The sequence below is a fragment of the Salinivibrio sp. IB872 genome (genome assembly GCF_001995345.1).
Taxonomy (GTDB): Bacteria; Pseudomonadota; Gammaproteobacteria; order Enterobacterales; family Vibrionaceae; genus Salinivibrio; species Salinivibrio proteolyticus.
In genome coordinates, this window is sequence record NZ_MUFO01000022.1 from 17002 (window position 1) to 40233 (window position 23232).

The following is a 23232-nucleotide window of genomic DNA, read 5'->3' on the forward strand; positions in this document are numbered from 1 at the left end:
TCGTGAGCTGGCTCGCTATTTTTTCTCTCGCTGGTCGAGAATGTTAATGCAATCGCGGCCGCCGTCTTTGGCTTGATAGAGTTGCTGATCGGCGGCCTCTAACAGATAGGAGTCTGATGTATCATCATCCGGTATCGTGATGATCCCGCCGATACTGACAGTGACATAATCGCCATCAGGGTTTTTCTCATGCGCCATCGCTAATTCAGCAATATCATCGCGAATCGCATTGGCTAAGTCGTCGAGCTGTGCGGCATGCTTAGGGGGTAGTGTGATGGCAAATTCTTCTCCCCCAAAGCGTGCAACCGTGCCTTCATACTCCTGGGTGCGTGTGAGTAAAACACGCGCGATTTGAGTGAGTACGTCATCGCCTTGTAAGTGCCCATACTCATCGTTGTAGGCTTTAAAATGGTCGACATCGATCATCATGACTGCGACTGGGTGGTTTTTTTTGATGCCTTCGTAAATATGATTGCTGAGTTCACGTTTGAACGGGCGACGGTTCATGAGTCGGGTTAAATCGTCGGTTTCTGCTTGTACTTTGAGGCGCTCATTGGCAATGATCAATTCTTCTTGCAACTGCTCCATGGCAACATGATTGCGTTCGCGGATCATGACCTCACTGATTGCAGTCGCAAAGCGTTTGAGCAACAGTGTTTTGTTGTTATCCCAAATAAAGGGTAAGTGACGGTTCGCCACCGTGATCATGCCAAAGCTTTTTCGGCCGTCAGTTAGCGGAAATGCGGCAATAGAGAGAATGCCGCGATGGCGCAACCAAGTTCGTTCGTTGATAGCGTCTTCGCCTAACTGTCCGACATGGGGAACCACTAGCGCTTCTGTATCCGCAAGCCAACGCTTTATCATGTGCATTTCACTTAGGTCGACCACATCTGGGGCGAAGGTAATGTCCTGTGGCCAATAGCAACGGCGCTCAGCGCGATAGGCATCGAAGGCATACCAGCTAATTGCTTCCCCCCCCAAAAGCTTTGCCATGCTGGGGAGCACTTGTTTAACATCTTGCGTGATGTTGTGGGAGTCAGAGCTTAAAAACTGGATGGAAATATCTGCGAGCAAAGAGCTTGCGTTTGATTGCCAATTGAGTGCTTTGGTGCGCTGTTCGACCTGCTCCTCCAGTAAGGTTTGGTGTTGTCGTAGCTCTCGCTCGGTTATGCGCTTTTGCAGAAAGTCATCGCGGATACGCGATTGCATGGCGTTGATGGAACGTGCCACCTTACCTATCTCATCACCGCGTTGGATCAAGCTTACAGGTACACAGCTTTGATTGGCTTTGTCTGATTGATACCGGTCCAAAGAATTTGTTAACTGCTTGAGTGGTCGAGAACATAGTCGGTTGACCACCCAAAGTACGATGATAGTGATGATGAATGCTTCAGTAAAATGGACGAGCGCGAGAGGGGTCGCACTATCGAGCGCCTCCCGTTTTACCTCGTAGCGATTGAGTACCATATTCAGCGTACCGATGTTATTCCCCTGCACRCTTAAAAGAACTTGATGATTGGCGTCACAATGACTACTCGTGCTATTAACTTCGCTGATCTGGGTGCCATCAAAGCCTTTTACCTCAATGCGGCACACGGTTGGGATCATCGATAACCCTTTGACACTGCGACGTACGAGTTCTAAATCGACCACCCAGAGCGCATGACTAATCACACGCGCGGCGTCCGTGCTGCGACTTTCGATCAGTGTGGTCGAGGTGGCTACCGCACGTTGGTAGTTGAGATACATCTGAGATAGCGTGCTTCCGATAGAAAACAGCAAACTGAGCGCAAGTACCACAAACGCGATACGGGCTTGAAGACCTTTTAAATTGATATCGAATTGGGTCACTGGTTGATCCGTTCTGTTTTATCAGCACCGCAGTGCGAGCGTGGCTGGCGTGCCATTTTTTTGAAAGGGATACGATGCCAACTGTCAGCCTGTAAAAAAGAAAAATAGGGTGTGTTGGGCTCTATCAACTGGAACAACTGGTCAGCGCATAACAATGGTAATGAAAGGCCATTTGCATGGGCATAAATACGGGTAAGTGCTATGCCTCCCGCAGAGAAATGTCCGCCGCCCAGTGCCGAGATAATACCTTGCTGTCTCAGCGATAGAACCTTTGCTGACGTATTCACTGTCGCGAAAAAAATATCTTCACCCGGCTTTTTCCCCATTTCTTGCGCCGCTTTGATGGCGCCAAATGCCATATGATCATTTGCGGTCCAGACGTATCTCAACGCTGGATAACGTTGCAGCAATGTGCTCATTTGTTCATAGCTGATTGCTTCATCCCATTGCCCATGAACGACCTGCATTAATTCAATTTGCTTATGGCTTTTGAAATAGTCGCGTGCGCCAGCTTCGCGGGCCACCGAGGCGGGGGTGGTGAGATCGCCCGATATCATAACCGCTTCGCCGGGTCGTTGGTGACCAGCTTTTACCATAGCTTCAGCGATTTTCCCTCCAATATAGCGATTATCGGGGATAACGCTGGGTAACAAATATTGCTGCCAGTGAGGATCGCTTAACAGGTTTGCGCGCACGTCTGCATCGATGTCATTTAAGATGACCTGAACGTAAATCGGGTGTTGACGTAAAATCGGAAAAAGGTGATTGGCCGCCAGCTTCTCATTCACAATAATCACATAGTTGGGAAGGGGGGGCTTATTCAGTCTCGCCGACAGTATCTGACGCATCGCAAAGTGATTACGGGAGGCGTGGCGGATGTCTAACTCGATCCCAAGTGCGTCCGCTGCGGCTATGCTGTACTGATCGACTTCCTGCCAGAAGCTTTCCGACGCATGCCCAGGATTGATGAATAATACTCGGATTGGCTGCTCTGAGTATGCAGATGCACTCAGCATAATGCTGACAAGACTGATAAACATCCCCAGACAACGGATTATTCTATTTCTCATCCTCTCTCGCGGCCTCGTTGATGAAAATCTCCCAATACAAATAATAGTTTAGCTAGATATTATAATAATGAGGGTGTGGTTCAGTATTTTCACGACAAACTATGATCATTGCTTTGCACTAAGCAAGGTTGCGAGGCTATTCATAATTTACATGTTTAATTGCTAGACGTTTGGGCATTGTCGCGTAAATTTGATTAGGCAAGCGTTGGACGATAGGGCATGATAATGCAGTAATTATGGCGATGATTGTCATTGATAGTGACGAAAAAAACGACAATTGAACAATGAAAACCTATAACGATAAAAAGAGAATAAAGCGTCATTTCCCAATGGATTTTTACGGTGACGGCGAGGGTTGGCGCTTTGCGGTACGGGCAGAAACGCCCCAACAAGTGCTGGCGGCAAAATATTGGGTAGCGCTTTTAAGTGCGCGTCGTCGAGAGTTTCGGATTGTGGATTTAGCGATTGAGTGCTTCACCTATGTGGGTAGCGCGGATGAGGGCGCCGGACACATTGGGGCTGACTATGGCACGCGTGTTAGTGTAAAACGCCAAGGGCAAGTGATCACCGTGGATGCGCTAACACAACGCTACGGCGCCATCATGACGGTAAAATCCCGCACCCTTTCATCTACGTGCACTCAACCTGTAAGCGGAGTCGCACTCTCTTAAGCCTTCACTCTCACCCTTAGCCAACCAGTGGCATAATAGAGAAAAAGGCAGGAAACATGGCATTTATTCTTCTTCTCGTGCTGACCATAATCGGTGGTGTGTTGGCGGGTGAGCACTTCCATTCTTATCTTCTTGGGCTGGGCGTCGCTAGTACAGCGGTGGGTGCTTGCTATTGGATCACGTTTCGTAGCAGCCATTACCCCCAGTTTGCGTTGTTTTTGTTGTTGCTCGGGGTGGTCGCCAAGATTGCAGTGACGGCGGCGGGTGTCCTGCTCGGGTTAAAACATGCGTTGATCACCTCGCCTTTGGTATTTTCGCTTTCGTATTTGTTTTTCTTGTTTGCCTCGACCTATTGCTATTTTCGCTATCGTGAATATTGGCTTACGCGCTTGCGCCACAAAGATTTACAGTAGCAGGCTCGATGGTGTTCAGCCTTGTATCTAGAGAGGAGTGGTATTGGCAATGTACTCGACGGAGCGACTGACGCTACGCGCATGGCAAGCGTCCGATTTGCCCCCTTTTGCCGCGCTCAATAAAGACTCAGACGTCATGCGGTATTTTCCCAGTGTGCTCTCACGCGCCCAAAGTGATGCGATGGCGGCACATATTCAATCCAAACTGGCGGATAACGGGTTTGGATTTTGGGCGGTAGAACTGACGGAGACTCGGGAATTCATTGGCTTTGTGGGGTTAAACCGGCCCACCTTCGACCTCGGCCATCAGCCGTTTGTTGAAATTGGTTGGCGTTTAGCGTCGCCACATTGGGGAAAAGGCTATGCCACTGAAGCGGCACAAAAAGCACTTGCTATCGGCTTTGAGGACGTTGAGCTTCCGGCGATTTATGCGTTTACCACCGAGAGTAATCTGCCCTCACAAGCGGTGATGAAAAAACTCGGGATGACACCGGCTGCTCCCTTTACCTTTTCGCATCCTCATTTGGCGGCAGATCATCCGCTCGCAACGCATGTCTTATACGCGATATCAAAAGCCATTTGGCAGGCAGACCATGCTGATTAATCGCCAGTACGATACCCCGTATGGCCAGTATTTAAAGCAACATATTCAGTTTTCAACGCGGCGGTCTTGGGTTCGCCATGATGAACATTATCACGTTGATTTTGCTGTGCCTTGCCAATAAGGGCAGAATAAAAACAAAAAAGACTGGGAGAAAGCGTGCACAAACTAGCGGATGACTTACACCAAAAACTATTTAATGAAGAAGATGCGCGTGCCTGTAAAGACATTGATGGCAGTGCGTGTCGTGAGGTTCCGGGCAACTTTTTCCGCATCATCGTTAGCCAAGGACTCACCAAAATTGGCGACGCGGTATCTAACCCGAAAATTGTCTTGCCAGCGCTTCTCACCGCGGTTGGCGCTCCCTTGGCGTTAATTGGCTTATTGGTACCAATACGAGAGGCGGGGTCGTTAGTGCCTCAGTTAGGTATCGCCGGTTATGTCCGCCAATTTGCGGTACGTAAGTGGGCATGGGTGGCAGGCTCTTTTATTCAAGGGGCGTGTATCCTAGCAATGGCGATCGCAGCGTTGCTTTTAACCGGTCAAGTAGCCGGCTGGAGCATTGTTGGCTTGCTGGTGGTATTTAGTTTGGCGCGAGGCTTGTGCTCGGTCGCTTCGAAAGATGTGTTAGGGAAAACCATTCCTAAGCCGCAACGAGGACGCTTGAATGGATGGTCGTCGAGCTTGGCGGGAGCGGTAACGATTGCCGCTGGTGTCGGATTATTCAGTGTCTCGGATCAGCAGCATGTGTGGGTCTATTGCGCGCTATTGGCGTTCGGCGCAGTGCTTTGGTGGATTGCCGCGGCGGTTTACAGCCAAGTGGATGAATACGAAGGGGCCACTGAAGGTGGTGCCAATGTGCTCACGCATGCGATTTCTAAACTGCGCTTATTGGTGGATGATAGACGCCTACGCCACTTTGTGATCACCCGTTCACTGTTACTCTGTTCGGCCCTATCCGCGCCCTATTATGTGCTGTTAGCCAGTCAGCATAGCCAAGCGTTAGCGATCACCACCGCAAGCTTTGTCGCAATTAGCGGCATCGCAAGTTTGTTATCGGCCCCTTTTTGGGGGCTGTTTGCCGATCGGTCCAGCCGCCAAGTGATGATAATGGCTGCCGTGGTGACGGCGTTATTGGGGCTGGTGGTGGTGAGTATCAGTCACTGGTATCCCGCGTTATTTTCTTCGCCATGGGTACTACCTGCCGTCTACTTTGTCCTGACCATTGCTCACGAGGGTGTGCGCCTTGGGCGTAAAACCTACATCGTGAATATGGCCGAGGGCAATCAGCGCACCGATTATGTCTCGGTTAGCAATACGTTGATTGGTTTTGTGCTCTTATTTATGGGCGGCGTCACGGCATGGTTGAGCCAGTGGGGATTAATGGTAGTGATTGCGGTGTTATCGGCGTTGGGCTTGCTGGGGGCATTGATGGCACGCGCGCTGCCCGAAGTAGAAAGATAAGCCGGCGGGCGGAATAGAAAAAGGCGCTGGTGATCAGCGCCTTTTTGGTTTGGTGTTGGCGATCAAACTTTAAACTGGCTGACCAGACGTTTGAGCTCTTCGCCTGTCTGGTTCAAGTCTGTCGCCGCTTGTGCCGAGTCATTACTGGCGTTGAGTAGCTGGCTCACAATGTCGCGAATCGATACCAGATTACGGTGAATGTCTTCGGTCACTGTGGTTTGCTCCGAGGCAGCCGAGGCAATATAGCTGGTCATGTCATTGATTTGGGTAATTGCGTTACTCACCGAATCAATGCCGCTACCAATTTCGTTGGATGCCTCCGAGGTTTGCTGGCAGGTATCGTTACTTTGCTTCATCCCCTCTACAGCCTGATTGACGTATGACTGTAGCTCATCCAGCATTTCGCGAATTTCGTGAGTGCTCTTTTGCGTGCGGCTTGCGAGGGTTCTCACCTCATCAGCGACCACCGCAAACCCGCGACCTTGTTCACCTGCACGTGCGGCCTCAATGGCAGCGTTTAGCGCCAGCAAGTTGGTTTGTTCAGCAATATCGCCAATCACAGAAAGCACGCCGGTAATCTTATGGGACTGCTCATTTAGCGAATCCACATGCGTACTCGAGGTATTCATTTGCTCGACCAGCGCTTGCATCGAGGTGATCGAGAATTGCACTTTCTCTTGGGCGTGACGCGCATCGTCAGTAGCAGCACTGGTGGCATCAGCTACTTGGGTGGCGTTCTGAGACACCTCTTGCGCGGCCGAGCTCATCTGGGTAACAGCGGTGACCACTTGTTCAGTCTCGTTATCGTGAGTCTGTAATTGCGTGGCAACCATCTGGGTTTGCTCGTCAATCGTGCGTGCGGTGTGGCTCACTTTTTCCGTGACATCCACCACGCTACGTATGGTGGTTTGTAGCTTATCGATAAAGCGGTTAAACGCATCCCCAAGAAGAGCAATCTCGTCACTGCCTTTAATTTTCAGGCGCTGAGTTAGGTCGCCATCACCGTCGGCAATATCATTGAGGTTGTCCAGCATGTCTTTCACCGACGTTGACATCCGTTGGGCAACAAAGGCAACCGCGACAAAGGTAACAATCAGAATAAGAATGCCCGCAATGATCATTCGTGCCGTTTGTGCCGCTAAAGCCTCTTCTGCATTTTCACGGAAATCGGCAACGCGCGCCTCAATGTCGTCAATGTACGCCCCTGTTCCTAACATCCATTGGCCGTTGTTGACCATATCGGCATAGCCAATCTTTTCGATCAGTTCATCGGTACCCGGTTTTTGATAGAGGTAGGTGAAGGTGCCATCACCGCTTTGCGCCGCTTCGAGCAGACCCACGATAATTTTGTTGCCCTTGGGATCAGTAAGATTGATCAAGGACCGGCCTTCTAGCTCTGGCTTTAAGGCATGGAATACGTTGTTGCCTTGTTTATCGTAGATGTAAAAATAGCCAGCCTTACCAAAGGTCACTTCGCGAAGTGCGTCTTTGACATTTTGCGTAGCATCGCCGCCCGCTTGCTGTGCGTTTTTTACTACAGTCGCGGCAATTTCTGTGGCTTCGCGAAGCTGCATTTTTCGCTCATCAATTAATTTGGTTCGAAAAGTGGCAATGTTCTCTTCGACCAGCTCTCGCTCGTAATAGGTAGTGATAAACAACGTAACGAGAATGGATAATACCAAAGGTACGATGGCAAGCACTAAGAGCTTTCCGCGCAGCATTAACTTCAACATACCGGATACCTTGTGTTAATGATGGTTTCGATTTCGCTAAAGTATGGAAGACATTTTTTCCGTTTGCCGCGCAAAAAGCCCTTTTATTTGATGTGGATTGGGAAACATCCTGCAATCTATCACATCTGTCCAACTTATTATGCACCAGAGATTGAGATAACTATCTGATTCATCACTGGTAAGTAAATAAAAGCTATTTTTTGCTCACTCCTCTTACCTCTTTATCCCAAAATCAGGCCCAATGAACGTTTAACGCTCTGGCATGTTTGGTTTGTCTGTATACTCGCCTTTTTATGCCCACATTTTAGGACACCATACAAGTAATCAGGGGCGTTCATGAGTGCTTTTCGCCGTTCTCGAATGGGCGATATCAGGGAGGTTAAGATATCGGTCAGCACGTTTTTCACTGTCATATCCCCTAGACCGCCGCGCTGATAATGGGCTTTGAGTTCGGCGACATGTTGAGCGTCAGGGTGGAAAGCCGTAAGGTAAAGCAAAGTCAGTGAAATCGAGGGAATGATGAAACTAAACGCAGACATGGGTGAAAGCTTTGGTGCGTGGACGATGGGAATAGATAGCGCGCTGATGCCGTGGATTGATATGGCCAATATTGCGTGTGGCTTTCATGCCTCTGATCCTGATGTAATGGCGGCCACGGTAGCACTCGCAGTGAAGCACAATGTGAGTATTGGTGCTCATCCCGGTTACGCCGATAAGCAGGGCTTTGGCCGTCGTCATATTGATCATACCCCAGCGCAAATTAGTCACCTCGTTCGCTATCAAATCGGCGCATTACAAGGGATCTGTGCACGCTTTAATACGAGCCTTGATTATGTGAAGCCCCATGGTGCGCTGTATAACACCATGATGGTGGATAATGATTGCTTTGAGGGGGTGTTGGCTGCGGTGGCTGATACGCTGCCCAATACGCCATTAATGGTACTGGCACTGCCTGATAACCGTCCGCATCGCCAGCTTGCTCAAAAAGCCGGTGTACCGCTGATTTTTGAGGCCTTTGCCGATAGAGCCTATCTAGCGTCAGGACAATTGGCACCGCGCAGTCAACCGGGCGCGGTGTTAGATGACGCCAACGCGATGATTGCCCAAGTGTTGCAGTTATCTCAGCATGGCTCGGTGACAACCCTTGAGGGACAAACGCTCTCGCTTGCGCCGGATACGGTGTGTGTGCATGGCGATAACCCACAATCGGTCGAGGCGATAAAACAACTCAGAAAGGCCTTAACACCATGACACTCAAGGTTGAGCAGGTCAGTGAAACGACGGTAATGATCCGGTTGGGCAATAAGATCGATCTTGCCTTAGTCCCACAGTTATCCGCGCTGTGTGAGCGAATCCAGCAACACTTTGGCCGTGGTGTGGTTGAGTTAATTCCCGCCTACACCAGCGTTCTGGTGGAAGTGAATGTTCGCTTACTCTCGCCAGAAACGTTGAAAACCTGGGTGATGAATCAAGGCGACTCATTGCGAGTCACCGACGACGCCGTGGGCGGAAAACACGTGTCTTTGCCGGTGTATTATCACCCCTCGGTCGGACCCGATCTGGCTGCGGTCGCCGAGTTTGCCGGCGTGAGTGAACAAGAGGTGATTGCGCGACACAGCCAACAAACTTACACCGTTTGTGCGATTGGTTTTGCGCCCGGCTTTGCCTTTCTTGCGTCGGTGGATGAGACCATAGCCATGCCACGTCATACCACGCCTCGTCATCAGATCCCTGCCGGCAGTGTGGGCATTGCACAACAGCAAACTGCGGTGTATCCGGCGGCTTCGCCCGCAGGCTGGCAAATTATTGGCAATTGTCCCAAGGTGCTATTTAATCCCCGTCAATCGCCCATGATGCCGTTTGATGTCGGTGATACCGTCTGTTTTGAGCCGATGTCAGAGTCTGATTACCGCGCGGCAGGAGGTCAATGGTGGCAGGATTAACGGTGCTCGACCCCGGCGTATTGAGCTTGGTGCAAGACACAGGGCGCTACGGGGTAGGCCAGCTTGGCTTAAGTCAAGGCGGGCCGGTCGATTGCCACGCATTTGCTTGGGCGAATTATTTACTCGATAACCCCGCGAATACACCGCTTGTCGAGATAACCATGGGTCAAGCACGTTTCCGTGCTGACCACGCGATGTCGATCGCCATCACCGGCGCAGACATGCAACCTTGTATCAATGGTCAGCGCGTGGGTATGTGGCAGACGTTGACGCTAAATGGGGGTGATGAATTGCGTTTACGCTACGCACGCAATGGTTTGCGCGCCTATCTCGCAGTACGTGGCGGGTGGGCGGTCGATGGTGCATTTGGCAGTGCCGCGACGGTGATGCGCAATCAACTCGGCGGCCTGCATTCCGGATTAGGTGAACAGGCGGGAGGCATGGCGCTCACCAAAGGAGATGTATTGCCTTGCCGACCGCATGCGCTGTTGCCGAGGGGGCGCGGTGTACCGACACGTTTTATTCCTGACTACAATGCCCTGACTCCACTGGCGCTTGTGCCGGGGTATCAATTTGATAGCTTCAGCGCCGAGGCGCTAACGGCATTTTTTGAGGGTGAATACACGGTCGATCAGCACAGTGATCGTATGGGCGTGCGGCTCAATGGAGCGAGCGTCGTGAGCAAGCAACCGGGTATTGTCTCCGAAGGCATTGCGCTCGGCGCCGTGCAAGTGCCCCCTGACGGTCAGCCGATTGTACTACTCAATGATCGGCAAACACTCGGTGGCTATCCTAAGCTTGGCTGTTTGACTCGTGCCAGTTTGAGCATGCTGGCGCAAACGCGACCCGGTCAGGCCGTGCGTTTTTATCCGGCGCGGCAGGCGGATGCATCGGCGCAATGGCAGACGTTTGTGCAGTTTTTTGACTGGCTGTAGTCCGAAGAAAAACGGAAAGATGAGCCTCTGGAAAACAGAGGCTCGTGAAGGGTAGTCACGCGCAAACAACGGACTAGCGGAAACGGCTAATTTGCTCGAGGGCTTTTTCCATTTGCGCAAAGTCAGGTGACGCGTTTTCTATCGGTCGGTTGGTGTTATCCATGTATTGATATTGCCCCCCCGCACCCACTTCTAAAATGGTGTCGTCGGTGACCAACGCATAGCCGCTGTAGTTTGACGATAACACCCAATCTTGCCCAGGGTTTGGTGCAAGTAAGTCATGACCAATCGCGTAGCTGGCCGGATCGGACGTTACGCCTAAGTAATGCTTCATCAGGGTGGGCGCAACATCTTGGTGGCTGGTTAGCTGCTTGCCAGTATCGATCTGTTTTGCATCGATGCCGGGGCCTATCATCGCGAAAGGCACATGAATTTGTGGGTCAGTAAAGTTACTGTTGTGCCCCCAAAAATTCAGTTGGTTGTCGTTCATTTCTTGGCCGTGATCGCCGGTAACAACAATCAAGGTATTATCGAACTCTCCGCTTTGTTTTAGCTCCTCAATGACCTTGGCCACCAAGCTATCCACGTAGCGCACGCTGGTCTTATAGCGATTGAAAAACGGTGTCGGATCTGTCTCGTTATTTAATTTGAGATAGTTAATTTCGTCCAACATTGGTTGATACTTGGGGGTAAAGTCCGCAGGGAAGTCATAGCCATGTGGCGCATCGTAAAACAAAAACGAGAAGGTGGGACGATTGGGGTCACGCTTTTGGTGCCAACGGATCCAATCTTGGGTCAGATCTGCGTCTAGCTCGGCGGGAGAGTCGCCTTCAGAACCGTTACGTAAATCGGACACCTTGGCAAACACGGTTTGGTTGAATTCCGGCTTTTCCAATTGCGCGGCGGTAAAAATACCCAGTTGATAATCGAGTGTCTGCAGACGATCCATCAGTACCGGAGATTGCTGATTGGCAAGAAAGCTATGCCAATAGGTGCCAGGCATGCCATAAAACAGGCCAAAAATGCCGGTACGGGTGGCGTTCCCCGTTGCAAGATGATGTGAATAGGTACGACCATTTTGTGCCAGTGCCCAAAGATTGGGCGTGTTGTCAGCATTGAAGGTGTCCGCGCGCCATGAGTCAACCACCAAAAACATGATATTTACCGGTTGTTCAACCTGGATGGTTTCTAATGGTGAAAGCGGGTAGTTCAGGTCGGCTTCGCGATCTACATCCATGGCTTTTTGGCGCGCGAGAGCTTGTTCATCAATCCAGCCGTTTTTGCGCATCATGCTGTTGGCGGTGGCTGGATAGAAAAGTGGCAAATAACGTTTCACCGTTGTCACGGGTTGGTACGCGTAGGCCGCGGCCCAAATATGAATCCCGTGGGTGGCGAGCAAGGTCAGAAACGTGAGCAGCGCAAATTTTTTGCCGACTTTGTGCTGGGAAGAAAACCGTGTCCGTGACAACGCAGCCAGAAGTGCCCATTGCGCCGCGAGGCAGGCAATTACGCCACCTATCACCATCAGCCAAGTGATCAGCGGGAAACTGACAATCTGCCCGGCGAGAATCAGATCCAGCACCATGGCGTTGATATGGAACCGGTACTGGGCAAACACGACGGTATCGATGAAAAGGGTGATCACACCCACCGAGGCTATCAAGGCGAGCAATGGTTGGCGTACCTTGGTTGGCAGCAATAGCAGCGGGAGTGTTACTAAGCCAACAATGGCGGCAAGTAAGGCCATCTGGCTAAAGGTACTGACCACGATAAAGGTGATGCCAAGTGGCTCAGTGGGAAAGCTAGGTAGAAACGCAAAGTAGCGGCTGGCTATTGCCATCAACACAAGGGCGTTAATAGCGATGAACCAGCTATGTGTTTGAAGTCGCGATTTAAAAGACATGGTTTCTCATCACAGTTGAGTTAATCAATTGGCAACGTAACGGGCGCGTTGCCGGGTTGTATGACGACGTGTGTTATTGAATAAGTGGGACACCAAAGTTATGCCATAAAATGGTAAGCCAGACCACACCCGCCAAAAGCAAACTGACAAATACCGCCGCAGAGCCGATGTCCTTTGCTCTGCCACTGAGCTCATGACGCTCTTCACCCACTCGGTCGACCACGGCTTCAATGGCGGAGTTAAGCAGTTCGACAATAATCACTAACACAATGACGCCGAACATCATCAAAGATTCCATCACCGGCAATTGTAGCCAGAGTAATACGGCTAACGCCGTTGCCAATAATACAACTTCTTGACGGATCGCGGCTTCATGGTGATATGCCGCTTTTAATCCAGCCCAAGAATAGCCAGTGGCTTTAATGATACGTATCAGCCCTCGTGGCTTTTCTGAGGGGGATGTATTAGCGCCCATAAATACATTCTCGTAACAATTTGATCGATAGGCTGGCATTTTACATTTAACCGAGCCAACTGCATAATCGGCGCGATAACTTAATTGGAATTTGTTATGCCTCTGTTTACTCACGCCCCACGCTCCCTGTGTTTTTTACGCCTATCTGCGATTGGCGATGTTTGTCATGCGGTCGCGGCGATTCAAGCCGTGCAGCGCCATTGGCCGCAGACGCAGATCACTTGGGTGGTTGGTAAAGTTGAAGCACAGCTTTTAGCTGGGCTTGATGGGGTGGAGCTGGTGGTGTTTGATAAAAAAGCGGGCTTAGCAGGCATGCGTCACGTTTGGCGGCAGCTGAAAGGACGCCGGTTTGATGCGTTAGTGCATATGCAGCTTGCTTTGCGCGCGAGCTTATTGACTGTGGGGATCGGCGCGCGCTATCGCGTGGGATTTCACCGCCACCGAGCGAAAGAGGGACAGTGGCTGTTTACCAATAAACGGATCCCCGACACCCAATCTTGCCATGTATTAGATAGCTTTTTCGCCTTTACTCAATATTTGGGCGTGCCGGTTACGCCACCGCAGTGGCAACTACCACTTTCTGAAGACGATCATGCCTTTGCCAAAGCGCAACTCGGTGACAAGCCTACTGTCGTGATCAGTCCTGCTGCGAGTAAAGATGAGCGTAACTGGTTGCCAGAGCGCTACGCCCAATTTGCCGACTACGCGGTCGGTAAAGGTTATCAGGTGGCACTCTGTGGTTCACCGGCAGCGCGTGAAAAAACGCTGGCCSCCCGCATTATTGCCGCTGCTAACGCGCCACTGGTTAATTTAGTGGGACAAACCAGCCTTAAGCAATTAGCTGCGGTGCTCGCACGCGCCGATGCGGTGCTGGCCCCCGATTCCGGCCCCGCGCACATGGCAACCACACAAGGTACGCCCGTCTTAGGTCTTTACGGGCATAGTAATCCGAAGCGGACCGGCCCTTATAACAATCTCGCGGATGTGGTCAGTGTCTATGAAACCTTTGCTGAACAGCAACATGGCAAGCCCGTCGAGCAATTGGCATGGAGCACTAGGGTGAAAGGCGATCATGTGATGGCTGCCATTGATACACAGCAGGTGATCGACGCGTTTGAAACCATGATGGCGAAGCAATAAAAAAGGCCCCGCGGGGCCTTTGTGGTAGCGATGCGAGTACTAGCTGGCGAGTTGGCGCAGCACGTAGTGGAGAATGCCACCATGGCGGTAGTAATCCCACTCAACGGCAGTGTCGATGCGGACGTTGACGTCAAACTCGATGGTTTTATCATCCCGAACCGCACGCACCTTGAGGGTCGAGGGCTCGCCGTTTATCTCCTCAAAGTCGAACACTTCTGTGCCATCCAATCCAAGTGATTCAACGGAATCACCCTCTTTAAATTGCAGTGGCAACACGCCAAAGCCCACTAAGTTAGAGCGGTGAATACGCTCGAAGCTTTCAGCAATGACGGCTTTGATACCCAGCAAGTTGGTGCCCTTGGCGGCCCAGTCACGGCTCGACCCTGTCCCATACTCTTTACCCGCAAGCACAACTAATGGCGTGCCGTCCGCTTGGTAACGTTGCGCAGCATCGTAAATACTCATTTGTTCATTGGTGGGCAAATAGGTAGTCATACCGCCCTCGGTGCCTGGTGCCATTTGGTTTTTCMAGCGCACGTTGGCAAAGGTGCCACGTACCATCACCTCGTGATTACCTCGGCGTGAGCCGTAGCTGTTGAAATCTTTTGGCTCAACGCCTTTAGATTTCAAATACTCGCCCGCAGGGCTATCTGGTTTTATCGCCCCCGCAGGTGAAATATGGTCGGTCGTGATCGAATCACCGACTTTCACCACACAGCGCGCGCCTTTGATAGGTTTCATCTCAGGCAGTGCCATGGTCATGCCGTCAAAGTACGTTGGCTTTTTAACGTAGGTGGAGTCAGGCCATGAATAAATCTCATCTTCAGGCACGGGCAGCTGACGCCATGCGTCTGTGCCGGCAAACACGTCCGCGTACTTGTCTTGGTACAGCCCGTCGGTCATTGCTGTCTGAATGGTTTGCGCGACTTCCTGTGGCGTTGGCCAAATGTCGTTGAGGTAGACTGGCTTACCGTTTTTATCCTGTCCGAGTGACTCGTTCAGAACATCCACGTTCATATTACCTGCTAGTGCGTAGGCCACGACAAGTGGTGGAGAGGCTAAATAGTTGGCTTTCACATCTTGGTGAATACGGCCTTCAAAATTACGGTTACCGGACAGCACGCTAGTCACCAATAAATCGCCAGCGCGAATGGCTTCAGTGATAGGCTCTGGTAGAGGCCCTGAGTTACCAATACAGGTAGTACAGCCAAAGCCGACGATGTTAAAGCCAAGCTCAGCCAGAGGTTCGAGTAAACCCACATTCTCTAAATAGGCAGGGACAACCTGTGATCCGGGAGCAAGCGAGGTTTTCACCCACGGTTTTGTTTTTAAGCCAAGCTCGCGTGCTTTCTTAGCGACCAGCCCAGCAGCAACAAGCACGGCAGGGTTCGAGGTGTTGGTGCAGGAAGTGATTGCTGCGATGACGACGGCCCCGTTCTCAAGCATAAATGTTTCTCCTTTATACTTGACTTGAGTATCGCCTTGTTCGCGCACACTGGGGTTATCGACCGCAGTTTGTCCACCTTCACTGGCAAAACTGGCGATCAGGTTATTTGCTGCCGCTTGCTCTTTTTCCAACAGCTGATCGAATTGGGTTTTGGCATCGGTTAATGCAATTCTATCCTGCGGGCGTTTGGGGCCGGCAAGGCTTGGAACCACATCACCGAGGTCGAGATGGAGTGTGTCACTATAATCAGCCACCGGCGCATCGTCATCCCGCCACAAGCCTTGTGCTTTGGCATAGGTTTCGACCAGCGTGATTTGATCGTCGGTGCGTCCTGTTAGGCGCATGTAGCTTAGCGTTTCTTCATCAATCGGGAAGATGCCACAGGTTGCACCGTATTCGGGCGCCATATTGGCAATGGTTGCGCGATCAGCCAACGGGAGTTTAGCGAGGCCCGGGCCATAAAATTCAACAAACTTACCCACCACACCGCGCTCGCGTAGCATTTGAGTGACGGTGAGTACCAAGTCAGTTGCAGTGGCGGACGCAGGTAGCTCGCCTTTAAGCTCAAAGCCGACCACTTCAGGAATGAGCATGGTGATAGGCTGGCCGAGCATCGCCGCTTCCGCTTCGATACCGCCCACGCCCCAGCCAAGCACACCTAAGCCGTTGATCATGGTGGTATGTGAATCTGTGCCTACCAGCGTATCCGGCATGGCTAGCTTATTGCCGCCTTGCGCTTCCACTAATACACCCGGAGCTAAATACTCGAGGTTCACTTGGTGTACGATCCCCGTGCCGGGGGGGACGACGCGGAAATTCGAAAAGGCTTGCTGACCCCAACGTAAAAATTGGTAGCGTTCGCTGTTTCGTTCGAACTCAATCTCGGTATTTTTCTGCAAGGAGTCAGGATTGCCGTAGTCATCCACCATGACCGAGTGGTCGATGACAAGATCAACCGCACCAAGCGGGTTGATTTTGGCTGGATCGCCTTTTAAATCGCGCATCGCGGCACGCATGGCTGCGAGATCCACCACAGCAGGTACGCCAGTGAAATCTTGAAGCACGACACGTGCAGGGGTGAAGTTTACTTGATCTTTACCGGCAGCATCAGCTTGCCACTGGCAAAGGGTTTTGATGTCCTCTGCTGATACATTCTTACCGTCTTCTTTGCGCAGCAAGTTTTCAAGCAGCACTTTTAGGCAGTAGGGCAAGCGGCTGATATTAAATTGATCAGACAATGCATCGAGACGGAAGTAATCATAGGTTTCACCATTGACGTGTAGGGTACGTCGCGTGTTGAAGCTGTCTTGGCTATTGGAATGAGATGTGTTGCTCACGGGTGCCTCCCCAAGTCCGTTATTGTGAGTAGAAGCGAGATGGATAAGGACACCTCGCTCGGGGGATTGCTTGTTTTTACAGCACTATTGTAAATGCGAGATTGATTTAGTTAAAGCTGAGTTACTATCGTGTGGCCGATAACTGCCATCGCTGAAACCTTTCTATTCAGGGTGAGGCTGTTTGTCGGGTTTGGCGATCATCGCGTCTTGTGGGTAGTAAACAACGCCACGTGGCTGACCTTGGCGATCGAAGAAAGCGTTGGGACGATGGTGACCGAGTAAACGTGCCCAGCCAATGCGGAGGGCGGTTCTGATCACTAAGCTAAGCGGAAAGCGAGGGTGGACATTTTTTTCTGGGWTGGATGAACGTGCGTCTTGTCCTTGTACGTACCAACGGACGGGGCCAATTTCTTCTTCGTTATCGCCTTCGATGTGATAACAACTGCTAATAATGCCGATAAAAGGGATAGCTGCGCTAATTGTGTTTGCTATCGGTGTGTGGCAACAGCTCGCGTACCAGCGACAAAGCCCTTTTTCGGATAATCTCGCGCAGGAAAGCTTATCTCTCCCTCGGTACACGCGTAACTGCGCTGGCGTGATTTGTAGGATTTCTGTGCCGCCACCGGGCCTTAGCTCGGTATGGTAACCCAGTTTTTCAGCGAATGCTTGGCAGTCTTTGCAGTAACAAACGCAACGCTGACTGCGTTGCGCATCGATAATTTCTCCCGTCACTTGGCCACAAGCACACTGGATATTCAACCTTGTCATTCTATCCTCTCCCGCGCATCAAAGCGTGTCTTACTAGTGTAGAGGATGAGCGAAAAACCGATGCAGAGTGTTTGATTTATAAAGCTATCTGAACATGAAATTCCTCTGAATCACGCAGAATGGCAACTTTTCGTGACATTTTTGTCCCATTTCCACCTTCTAAAATAGGGCAATAGACCAACTATGCAGTGATTAATTCTTTTGTTTAATAATTGTTAATCTTTGTAGTGGAGCCTTTCAACGGCTTAGCGAAATTTTTTAGACAAAAAAACTAAACGAGTGGTTTATGATCGATAAATATAGCGCTCGATCTGGAAATAACAGTGTATATGGTTGATGATTGGATGTATCACGTTTGTTAAGTAAATGTATTTCAAACGTATTGGTTTGAATGCGCGGCACAGTCGCGAAACAGGAGGAAGCCATGAATACGTCAACATTACTCATGCAGCTTAATCAACTGGACGATAATCATATCAAACAATTACAGCCTTCGTTTGATAACCTTCCGGGTACATCTCACGCAGACGGCGGTTATCGCTTGCGTCGTTATTCAATCGTGCATGCTTTCGATGGGGGCATCGAGAAGTTACCGACTCGCCCATTTATGCAAACATCTGACATCAATGAATTCCRAGGGGATGTGGCTAGAACCTTTGAGGATATCGAGCCCCAGACTATTCAGGCACCCGGCTTCCATGCCATGTGTCGGACATTCCGCGACCTTTACCAGCTTAGTGATGACAACGACATCGAAATCCACCAAATTCGTATTCAGGCGGATAATCAATCCGTGCAGGTTGCCCCAGAAGGGGTTCACCAAGATGGCTTTGATCATATCGCTATTGTGAGCATTGGCCGCGATAATATTGAGGGCGGAGATTTCCAAGTGTTCCGTCACAAAACGAGTGCACCATTGTTTAGCTTACCGCTGGAACCGGGGCAAATGGCGGCACTTGATGATCGTACATTGTGGCATTACGCTGAGCCGATTACGCCCATTGATAATCAGAAGCAGGGCACAATGGATGTATTTGTACTCACAGCAACAAGGAAGTAACGATGACACCGGCAGGTTTTTCACCCCATGCTGTTCGGGGCCACTTTCCCGCGCTCTCCCAAATTATTGAAGGCGAACCCGTCGCATTTTTTGATGGCCCAGGGGGCGCGCAAGTGCCCCGCGCAGTGCTTGACGCTATGGTGGATTATTTAGGGCACTACAACGCCAATCTGGGCGGCCAGTTCTTTTCTGGTCGTTACACGACCGAGCTTGTGCAGCGCGCGCGGGATGTGGCGGCCACCTTTGTGAATGCCTCATCGTCAGAAAGCATGGTATTTGGCCCTAATATGACCACCTTGACCTTCTCGTTGAGCCGCGCCATCAGTCGAGACTGGCAGGCGGGAGATGAGGTGATTGTCTCCGCGCTAGACCACTATTCAAACGTGTCCAGCTGGCAGCAAGCGGCCCACGACAAGGGTGCGGTTGTTAAACAGGTACGTGTTGATGAATCGACGTACTCTATCGATATGGCACATCTTGCCACCCTAATGACCGATAAAACCAAATTGGTTGCGGTGACATTAGCCTCAAATACCACAGGCAGTCTGGTCGATGTGGCAAAAGTGGTGGAGATGGCAAAACAAGTGGGCGCCAAAGTGTATGTAGATGCGGTGCATTACGCGCCCCATCACTTGGTGGATGTGCAAGCACTCGGGTGCGATTTCCTTGCCTGCTCAGCGTATAAGTTTTTTGGGCCTCATGTTGGTTTTGCCTATGTCGCGCCTGAGTGGGTACAGACGTTAAAACCGTACAAAGTGGAACCTGCGACTGATCAAGGTCCCGGCCGATTTGAAACAGGCACCCAAAGCTTTGAGGCGATAGCGGGCTTTATTGCGGCGGTTGACTATCTTGCACAATGGGGCAATCCGACGTCCTCACTGCGAGAAAGGCTAGCGGCAAGTTATGCGCAGTACCAAGCGCATGAGCAAGCATTGTCGGCACATTTTATCCAGTTGATGCGCGCTTATCCCAAAGTACGTATTTATGGTATTACCGACGATAATCAGCTCGACAAACGTACTCCAACGTTTGCGATACGCATAGAGGGAACAGAGCCGGCAGAGGTTGCGCAAGCACTTGGCGCGCAAAATTTGTGTGTCTGGAATGGACACTTCTATGCGCAAGGCTTGTGTGAACAGCTTGATGTTTTAGACAAGGGCGGTGTGATCCGCATCGGTATGATGCATTACAACACCATTGATGAAATTGATCGGCTACACCAAGCCTTATTGCCATTTATTAGCGATTAAGGTGAATGATTCTCTCAGGCGGCCAAAAGGGCCGCTTTTTTTTGATCAAAATTGACCTCGATTGAGATTTAAGTGTGAATCTATTCACAATGCAACCTAGAAACGTTAGCTCGCGCATAGGCGAATGTGCGGCTGCACGTTATGATCAACATCGTTACTGCTGTCCAAGAACCTGTTCAGAAAGAAATCATTTAAAAAAACGAAACCAATAATAATCAAGGCGAGACCCATGACTGAAGAACAAAACGCCTTTTGGCACCAATATCTAGCGACTCTTCCCGCGGACCAACGGCCAACTGATGATCAAGTGGTGGTGGACACCTTAAGTCATCACACGGTGAGAGCGAACGAAGTTGCGACATTGGTTAGTTTGAATAAAAAGAAAGCCCACTGCCGATTGCGCAGCTCTTTGGAAGAGAAAAGTGCGGTGATCCCGCAAAAAGGACATTATAAGATTGTTCTTAATGGTCACCAGCGACCCGTGTGTATCGTCAAAACCACTCAGGTGAGCTATTGCCCGTTCAACCAAGTCAGTGCGGAATTTGCGGCACGTGAAGGAGAGGGAGATGGCTCCTACCAGTGTTGGCACGAAGCGCATTGGGGGTACTTCTCCCAGTACGCCAAAACACACGGCCTACATTTTGATGAGCACTCGGATGTGGTGCTTGAAGAGTTTGAGAAAGTCTATCCACTCTAAAAATCAAAGCCGCGTAGAGCGGCTTTTTTAATGGTGATTCATCTTCATGTAAGTCCGAGGTGACTCTCCCAGCATGGTTCTGAAAAATGTGATAAACGCACTGTCACTGGCAAAGTGTAATCGATGGGCGATATCACCTTGCTTTTTTCCCGCGGCGAGTAGCTCTATCGCTTTAATGATCCGCCATTGTTGTCGCCATTGCTGATAGCTCATCCCCGTTTCTTTCTTAAACAAACGCGTGATCGTTTTTTCAGAGGCGCCGCATCGTGTTGCTGCTTCTTTTAACGGTGGGAGTACATCCATTTCGAGGAGCGGCGATAAACGATAATCCGCCGGCAAAGGCAACGTCATTGTTTCTTCTTTAGCGCTTGTCAGCTCATCGATACATACAGCGAGAAGGTTGGCTGGTGCGCCACATTGCCAATCCGTCGTAAACGGAGAAAGAGCAATACGCTCCAGAACTTCTGTCAGTAATGGTGTTGTCGTCAGGATCATTAACTGAGTAGGTAATTGGGTGATTACCCTTTGGTCAAAATAGATCGAGCGGTAGCCTACCGTGTGTTGCATCTCAACCCTATGCTTGCAGTGGCCCGGAATCCAGGCAACTCGAGTGGGAGGCAAGATACTGACTGAGTTCGCGAGGGTTATCCGCATACAGCCATGCTGACTAAAGAGTAATTGGCCTTTTTGGTGATAGTGAAAGCCTGAGTCGTGCGAGGTTAAGTCAGCACCGATCCCCAGCACCGAATTATCGAGCATATCAGGATCAAAGTTATCGTCGCTGTTGAGCCATGCCATTACAAATTGTCTTATTTTATAAACTTACTGTCTTTTATATTATAATAGACAAAGTGCTGATGTTGGTAGTCTAAGACCTCATTGTTTTCTTCAGAGGTCATTATGCAAACACGGACTTTTAGCCTGACTTTAGCTATGGCTTTAATGATGTTTCCGCAAATTGCAGAAACGATTTACAGCCCGGCGCTCCCCGAACTTGCTTTACACTTTTCGGTTACTCCCGATATCGCTTCGCAAACCTTATCTAGCTACTTTGTTGCTTTTGCATTTGGCGTTGTTTTTTGGGGGAGAGCTTGTGATGTTATAGGTCGTCGGCTGAGTATGCTCGCTGGTTTGGGGGTCTATGCGATGGCATGCTTGCTTGCCGTGTTTAGTTCTGATTTTAGCCTTGTTTTGATAGCCAGAGTCATGGCGGCTTTTGGTGCCGCGGTTGGGTCAGTTGGTACGCAAACGATGATTAGAGATTGCTATAGTCGTACCCAATTGGCGCGAATGTTCGCAGTGATGGGGATTGCCATTGCACTGAGCCCTGCGATTGGCGTGTTGTCTGGAGCGTTATTGGTGGGTTTTCTTGGTTATCAAGGGGTATTTATTGGGCTGGCTATTACGTCTGTAGGACTATTCCTCTACGCCTACCAGTGTTTACCTGAGACCCGAAGGGCTGATAACTCTCTTCCTCCGATAGTACCGGTTTTACGACGATTAATGATGGATAGTGATGTCTGGTTCAGTGCTGTCTTGGTGGCTGCATTTAACATTAATTTATTTGCTTACTATCAGCTTGGGCCTTTCTATTTTAGCGCTTTGCGTATCCCGCCCTCATGGTATGGCTACTCAGGTTGCATCTTAGCACTAGGGATTGGTATGGGAGCCATTATGAATAAGAAGCTTTTAGCAAGAGGCTGGGTGTATAAGCCGTTACTATTATTGTCGTGCCTCGTCTCTGCCCTAGGAAGTATTGTGGTTTGGAGGCTAGAAACCAGTCCGTGGTTTGTGATGCCTATGATATTCGTTGGGATGGCGTATGGGATTGCGATCCCTAACATCCTCGCATATGCGCTTCGCCACTACGCTGATTGTGTCGGTACGGCTGGCGCCCTATTCGGTATGCTCTATTATGGGTTAATTGGTATTGGATTAGCTAGCGTAGGAGCAGAGCAAGCTCTGGGGATAAGCTTGACTGTCAGTAGTATAGTCGCGATGTGCATTGGGTGGTGGCAGACAAAATCGGTCTGAACTGCGTTTTTAGGCGGGCACTGTCGCGACTAAGCCGATCAAGGTTTACTCACCGATATCCAAATTAATCTCATCGGCCCATGGCATGTCTGGCAGGGTATCTAAGTTGGCTTCATAGCGGGACAGGGTAAATTGCCCGTTGTGATTGCTAACATCATAGATCTCAACCATTAACGCACAAGCAATGTACTCGATAGCTTCGTCGCGTGAATAGCCGGTCATACGCAGGCGCATCAAGGTTTCTGCTACCTTTTTAGGATCTTGGTCGGTGATCTGATTCTCAACCACTTCAATCAAGTTAGCGATACTGGTACTGGTTTCATCTTGCATGGTATTGCTCGTTATGGGTGACAGTGACGTCATACTAGGGGATGCAAGCCTGAGAGGCACGGATTTTTTGTCAGCCTATGACGTCACTAACTTCATTTAGTCAACTCAAT

The 23232-nt window shown here is 50.3% G+C and carries 22 protein-coding genes; 13 read left to right on the forward strand and 9 right to left on the reverse strand.

Going from position 1 to position 23232, the window contains the following annotated elements:
• Positions 1–15: 15 nt before the first annotated feature.
• Together BZJ18_RS10485 and BZJ18_RS10490 are read right to left on the reverse strand one after the other, a co-directional pair.
• Positions 16–1851 (reverse strand): GGDEF domain-containing protein, encoded by a 1836-nt coding sequence (locus tag BZJ18_RS10485; RefSeq protein ID WP_077456569.1) that lies wholly within the window; start codon positions 1849–1851, stop codon positions 16–18.
• The gene (locus BZJ18_RS10490) at positions 1848–2891 is read right to left on the reverse strand and encodes an ABC transporter substrate-binding protein (protein ID WP_158011278.1); all 1044 of its coding nucleotides are present in this window, start codon (positions 2889–2891) and stop codon (positions 1848–1850) included. Before BZJ18_RS10490 ends, BZJ18_RS10485 begins: the two co-directional genes overlap by 4 nt.
• A 314-nt stretch (positions 2892–3205) precedes the next feature.
• Here BZJ18_RS10490 and BZJ18_RS10495 point away from each other — a divergent pair, with 314 nt between their 5' ends.
• The 5 genes from BZJ18_RS10495 to BZJ18_RS10510 are packed head-to-tail and all read left to right on the forward strand — an operon-like array spanning position 3206 to position 6070.
• Positions 3206–3592 (forward strand): hypothetical protein, encoded by a 387-nt coding sequence (locus BZJ18_RS10495; RefSeq protein WP_131825279.1) that lies wholly within the window; start codon positions 3206–3208, stop codon positions 3590–3592.
• A gap of 56 nt (positions 3593–3648) precedes the next feature.
• Entirely contained in the window at positions 3649–4005 is a 357-nt protein-coding gene (locus tag BZJ18_RS10500) for an NADH:ubiquinone oxidoreductase (protein WP_077456575.1), read from the forward strand.
• A 49-nt stretch (positions 4006–4054) separates the two neighbouring features.
• The gene (locus tag BZJ18_RS10505) at positions 4055–4609 is read left to right on the forward strand and encodes a GNAT family N-acetyltransferase (protein ID WP_077456577.1); all 555 of its coding nucleotides are present in this window, start codon (positions 4055–4057) and stop codon (positions 4607–4609) included.
• Positions 4599–4730, forward strand: a complete 132-nt coding sequence (locus BZJ18_RS17695; protein ID WP_274532560.1) for a hypothetical protein — start codon at positions 4599–4601, stop codon at positions 4728–4730. Before BZJ18_RS10505 ends, BZJ18_RS17695 begins: the two co-directional genes overlap by 11 nt.
• A gap of 35 nt (positions 4731–4765) precedes the next feature.
• Positions 4766–6070, forward strand: a complete 1305-nt coding sequence (locus BZJ18_RS10510) for an MFS transporter (protein WP_077456579.1) — start codon at positions 4766–4768, stop codon at positions 6068–6070.
• A 62-nt stretch (positions 6071–6132) separates the two neighbouring features.
• Here the strand turns inward: BZJ18_RS10510 and BZJ18_RS10515 are convergent, their stop codons facing one another.
• Positions 6133–7803 (reverse strand): methyl-accepting chemotaxis protein, encoded by a 1671-nt coding sequence (locus tag BZJ18_RS10515; protein WP_077456581.1) that lies wholly within the window; start codon positions 7801–7803, stop codon positions 6133–6135.
• 519 nt (positions 7804–8322) lie between these two features.
• Between BZJ18_RS10515 and BZJ18_RS10525 the strand changes: the two genes are divergently transcribed.
• Genes BZJ18_RS10525 through BZJ18_RS10535 form a run of 3 tightly spaced genes read left to right on the forward strand, consistent with a single transcriptional unit; the run spans position 8323 to position 10681 of the window.
• On the forward strand, positions 8323–9054 hold the full coding sequence (locus BZJ18_RS10525; protein WP_077456585.1) for a 5-oxoprolinase subunit PxpA: 732 nt from the start codon (positions 8323–8325) through the stop codon (positions 9052–9054).
• Positions 9051–9746: a 5-oxoprolinase subunit PxpB gene (pxpB, locus tag BZJ18_RS10530; RefSeq protein ID WP_077456587.1), complete on the forward strand. Its 696-nt coding sequence runs from the start codon at positions 9051–9053 to the stop codon at positions 9744–9746. Before BZJ18_RS10525 ends, pxpB begins: the two co-directional genes overlap by 4 nt.
• A complete protein-coding gene (locus tag BZJ18_RS10535; RefSeq protein WP_077456589.1) occupies positions 9731–10681 on the forward strand; it encodes a biotin-dependent carboxyltransferase family protein in 951 nt (316 codons plus the stop codon). Before pxpB ends, BZJ18_RS10535 begins: the two co-directional genes overlap by 16 nt.
• A gap of 73 nt (positions 10682–10754) precedes the next feature.
• On the opposite strand, the gene BZJ18_RS10540 is transcribed toward BZJ18_RS10535, so the two are convergent.
• Positions 10755–12584, reverse strand: coding sequence for a DUF3413 domain-containing protein (locus BZJ18_RS10540; RefSeq protein ID WP_077456591.1), 1830 nt, complete (start codon positions 12582–12584; stop codon positions 10755–10757).
• Positions 12585–12657: 73 nt separating this feature from the next.
• Positions 12658–13059, reverse strand: coding sequence for a diacylglycerol kinase (locus tag BZJ18_RS10545; protein ID WP_077456593.1), 402 nt, complete (start codon positions 13057–13059; stop codon positions 12658–12660).
• Between the two features lie 96 nt (positions 13060–13155).
• Between BZJ18_RS10545 and BZJ18_RS10550 the strand changes: the two genes are divergently transcribed.
• Positions 13156–14199 carry a glycosyltransferase family 9 protein gene (locus tag BZJ18_RS10550; RefSeq protein ID WP_077456595.1) on the forward strand — a complete coding sequence of 348 codons (1044 nt, stop codon included), beginning with the start codon at positions 13156–13158 and terminating at the stop codon, positions 14197–14199.
• Between the two features lie 39 nt (positions 14200–14238).
• Here BZJ18_RS10550 and acnA read toward each other — a convergent pair whose 3' ends face one another.
• Together acnA and BZJ18_RS10560 are read right to left on the reverse strand one after the other, a co-directional pair.
• Positions 14239–16983: an aconitate hydratase AcnA gene (acnA, locus tag BZJ18_RS10555; RefSeq protein ID WP_077456597.1), complete on the reverse strand. Its 2745-nt coding sequence runs from the start codon at positions 16981–16983 to the stop codon at positions 14239–14241.
• Positions 16984–17145: 162 nt separating this feature from the next.
• On the reverse strand, positions 17146–17751 hold the full coding sequence (locus BZJ18_RS10560; RefSeq protein WP_077456599.1) for a DUF6151 family protein: 606 nt from the start codon (positions 17749–17751) through the stop codon (positions 17146–17148).
• Between the two features lie 424 nt (positions 17752–18175).
• On the opposite strand from BZJ18_RS10560, the gene BZJ18_RS10565 reads away from it, so the two are divergent.
• The 3 genes from BZJ18_RS10565 to BZJ18_RS10575 all read left to right on the forward strand — a co-directional run bounded on the left by BZJ18_RS10565 (position 18176) and on the right by BZJ18_RS10575 (position 20758).
• Positions 18176–18811 carry a 2OG-Fe dioxygenase family protein gene (locus BZJ18_RS10565; protein WP_077456601.1) on the forward strand — a complete coding sequence of 212 codons (636 nt, stop codon included), beginning with the start codon at positions 18176–18178 and terminating at the stop codon, positions 18809–18811.
• Positions 18812–18813: 2 nt separating this feature from the next.
• A complete protein-coding gene (locus tag BZJ18_RS10570; protein WP_077456603.1) occupies positions 18814–20061 on the forward strand; it encodes a cysteine desulfurase-like protein in 1248 nt (415 codons plus the stop codon).
• Positions 20062–20290: 229 nt separating this feature from the next.
• The gene (locus BZJ18_RS10575) at positions 20291–20758 is read left to right on the forward strand and encodes an ASCH domain-containing protein (protein ID WP_069590408.1); all 468 of its coding nucleotides are present in this window, start codon (positions 20291–20293) and stop codon (positions 20756–20758) included.
• Between the two features lie 27 nt (positions 20759–20785).
• Here BZJ18_RS10575 and BZJ18_RS10580 read toward each other — a convergent pair whose 3' ends face one another.
• A complete protein-coding gene (locus tag BZJ18_RS10580; RefSeq protein WP_077456605.1) occupies positions 20786–21556 on the reverse strand; it encodes an AraC family transcriptional regulator in 771 nt (256 codons plus the stop codon).
• Between the two features lie 102 nt (positions 21557–21658).
• Here BZJ18_RS10580 and BZJ18_RS10585 point away from each other — a divergent pair, with 102 nt between their 5' ends.
• On the forward strand, positions 21659–22792 hold the full coding sequence (locus tag BZJ18_RS10585; RefSeq protein ID WP_077456607.1) for a Bcr/CflA family efflux MFS transporter: 1134 nt from the start codon (positions 21659–21661) through the stop codon (positions 22790–22792).
• A gap of 45 nt (positions 22793–22837) precedes the next feature.
• Here BZJ18_RS10585 and BZJ18_RS10590 read toward each other — a convergent pair whose 3' ends face one another.
• Positions 22838–23122 carry a hypothetical protein gene (locus tag BZJ18_RS10590; protein WP_077456609.1) on the reverse strand — a complete coding sequence of 95 codons (285 nt, stop codon included), beginning with the start codon at positions 23120–23122 and terminating at the stop codon, positions 22838–22840.
• Between the last annotated feature and the right edge of the window lie 110 nt (positions 23123–23232).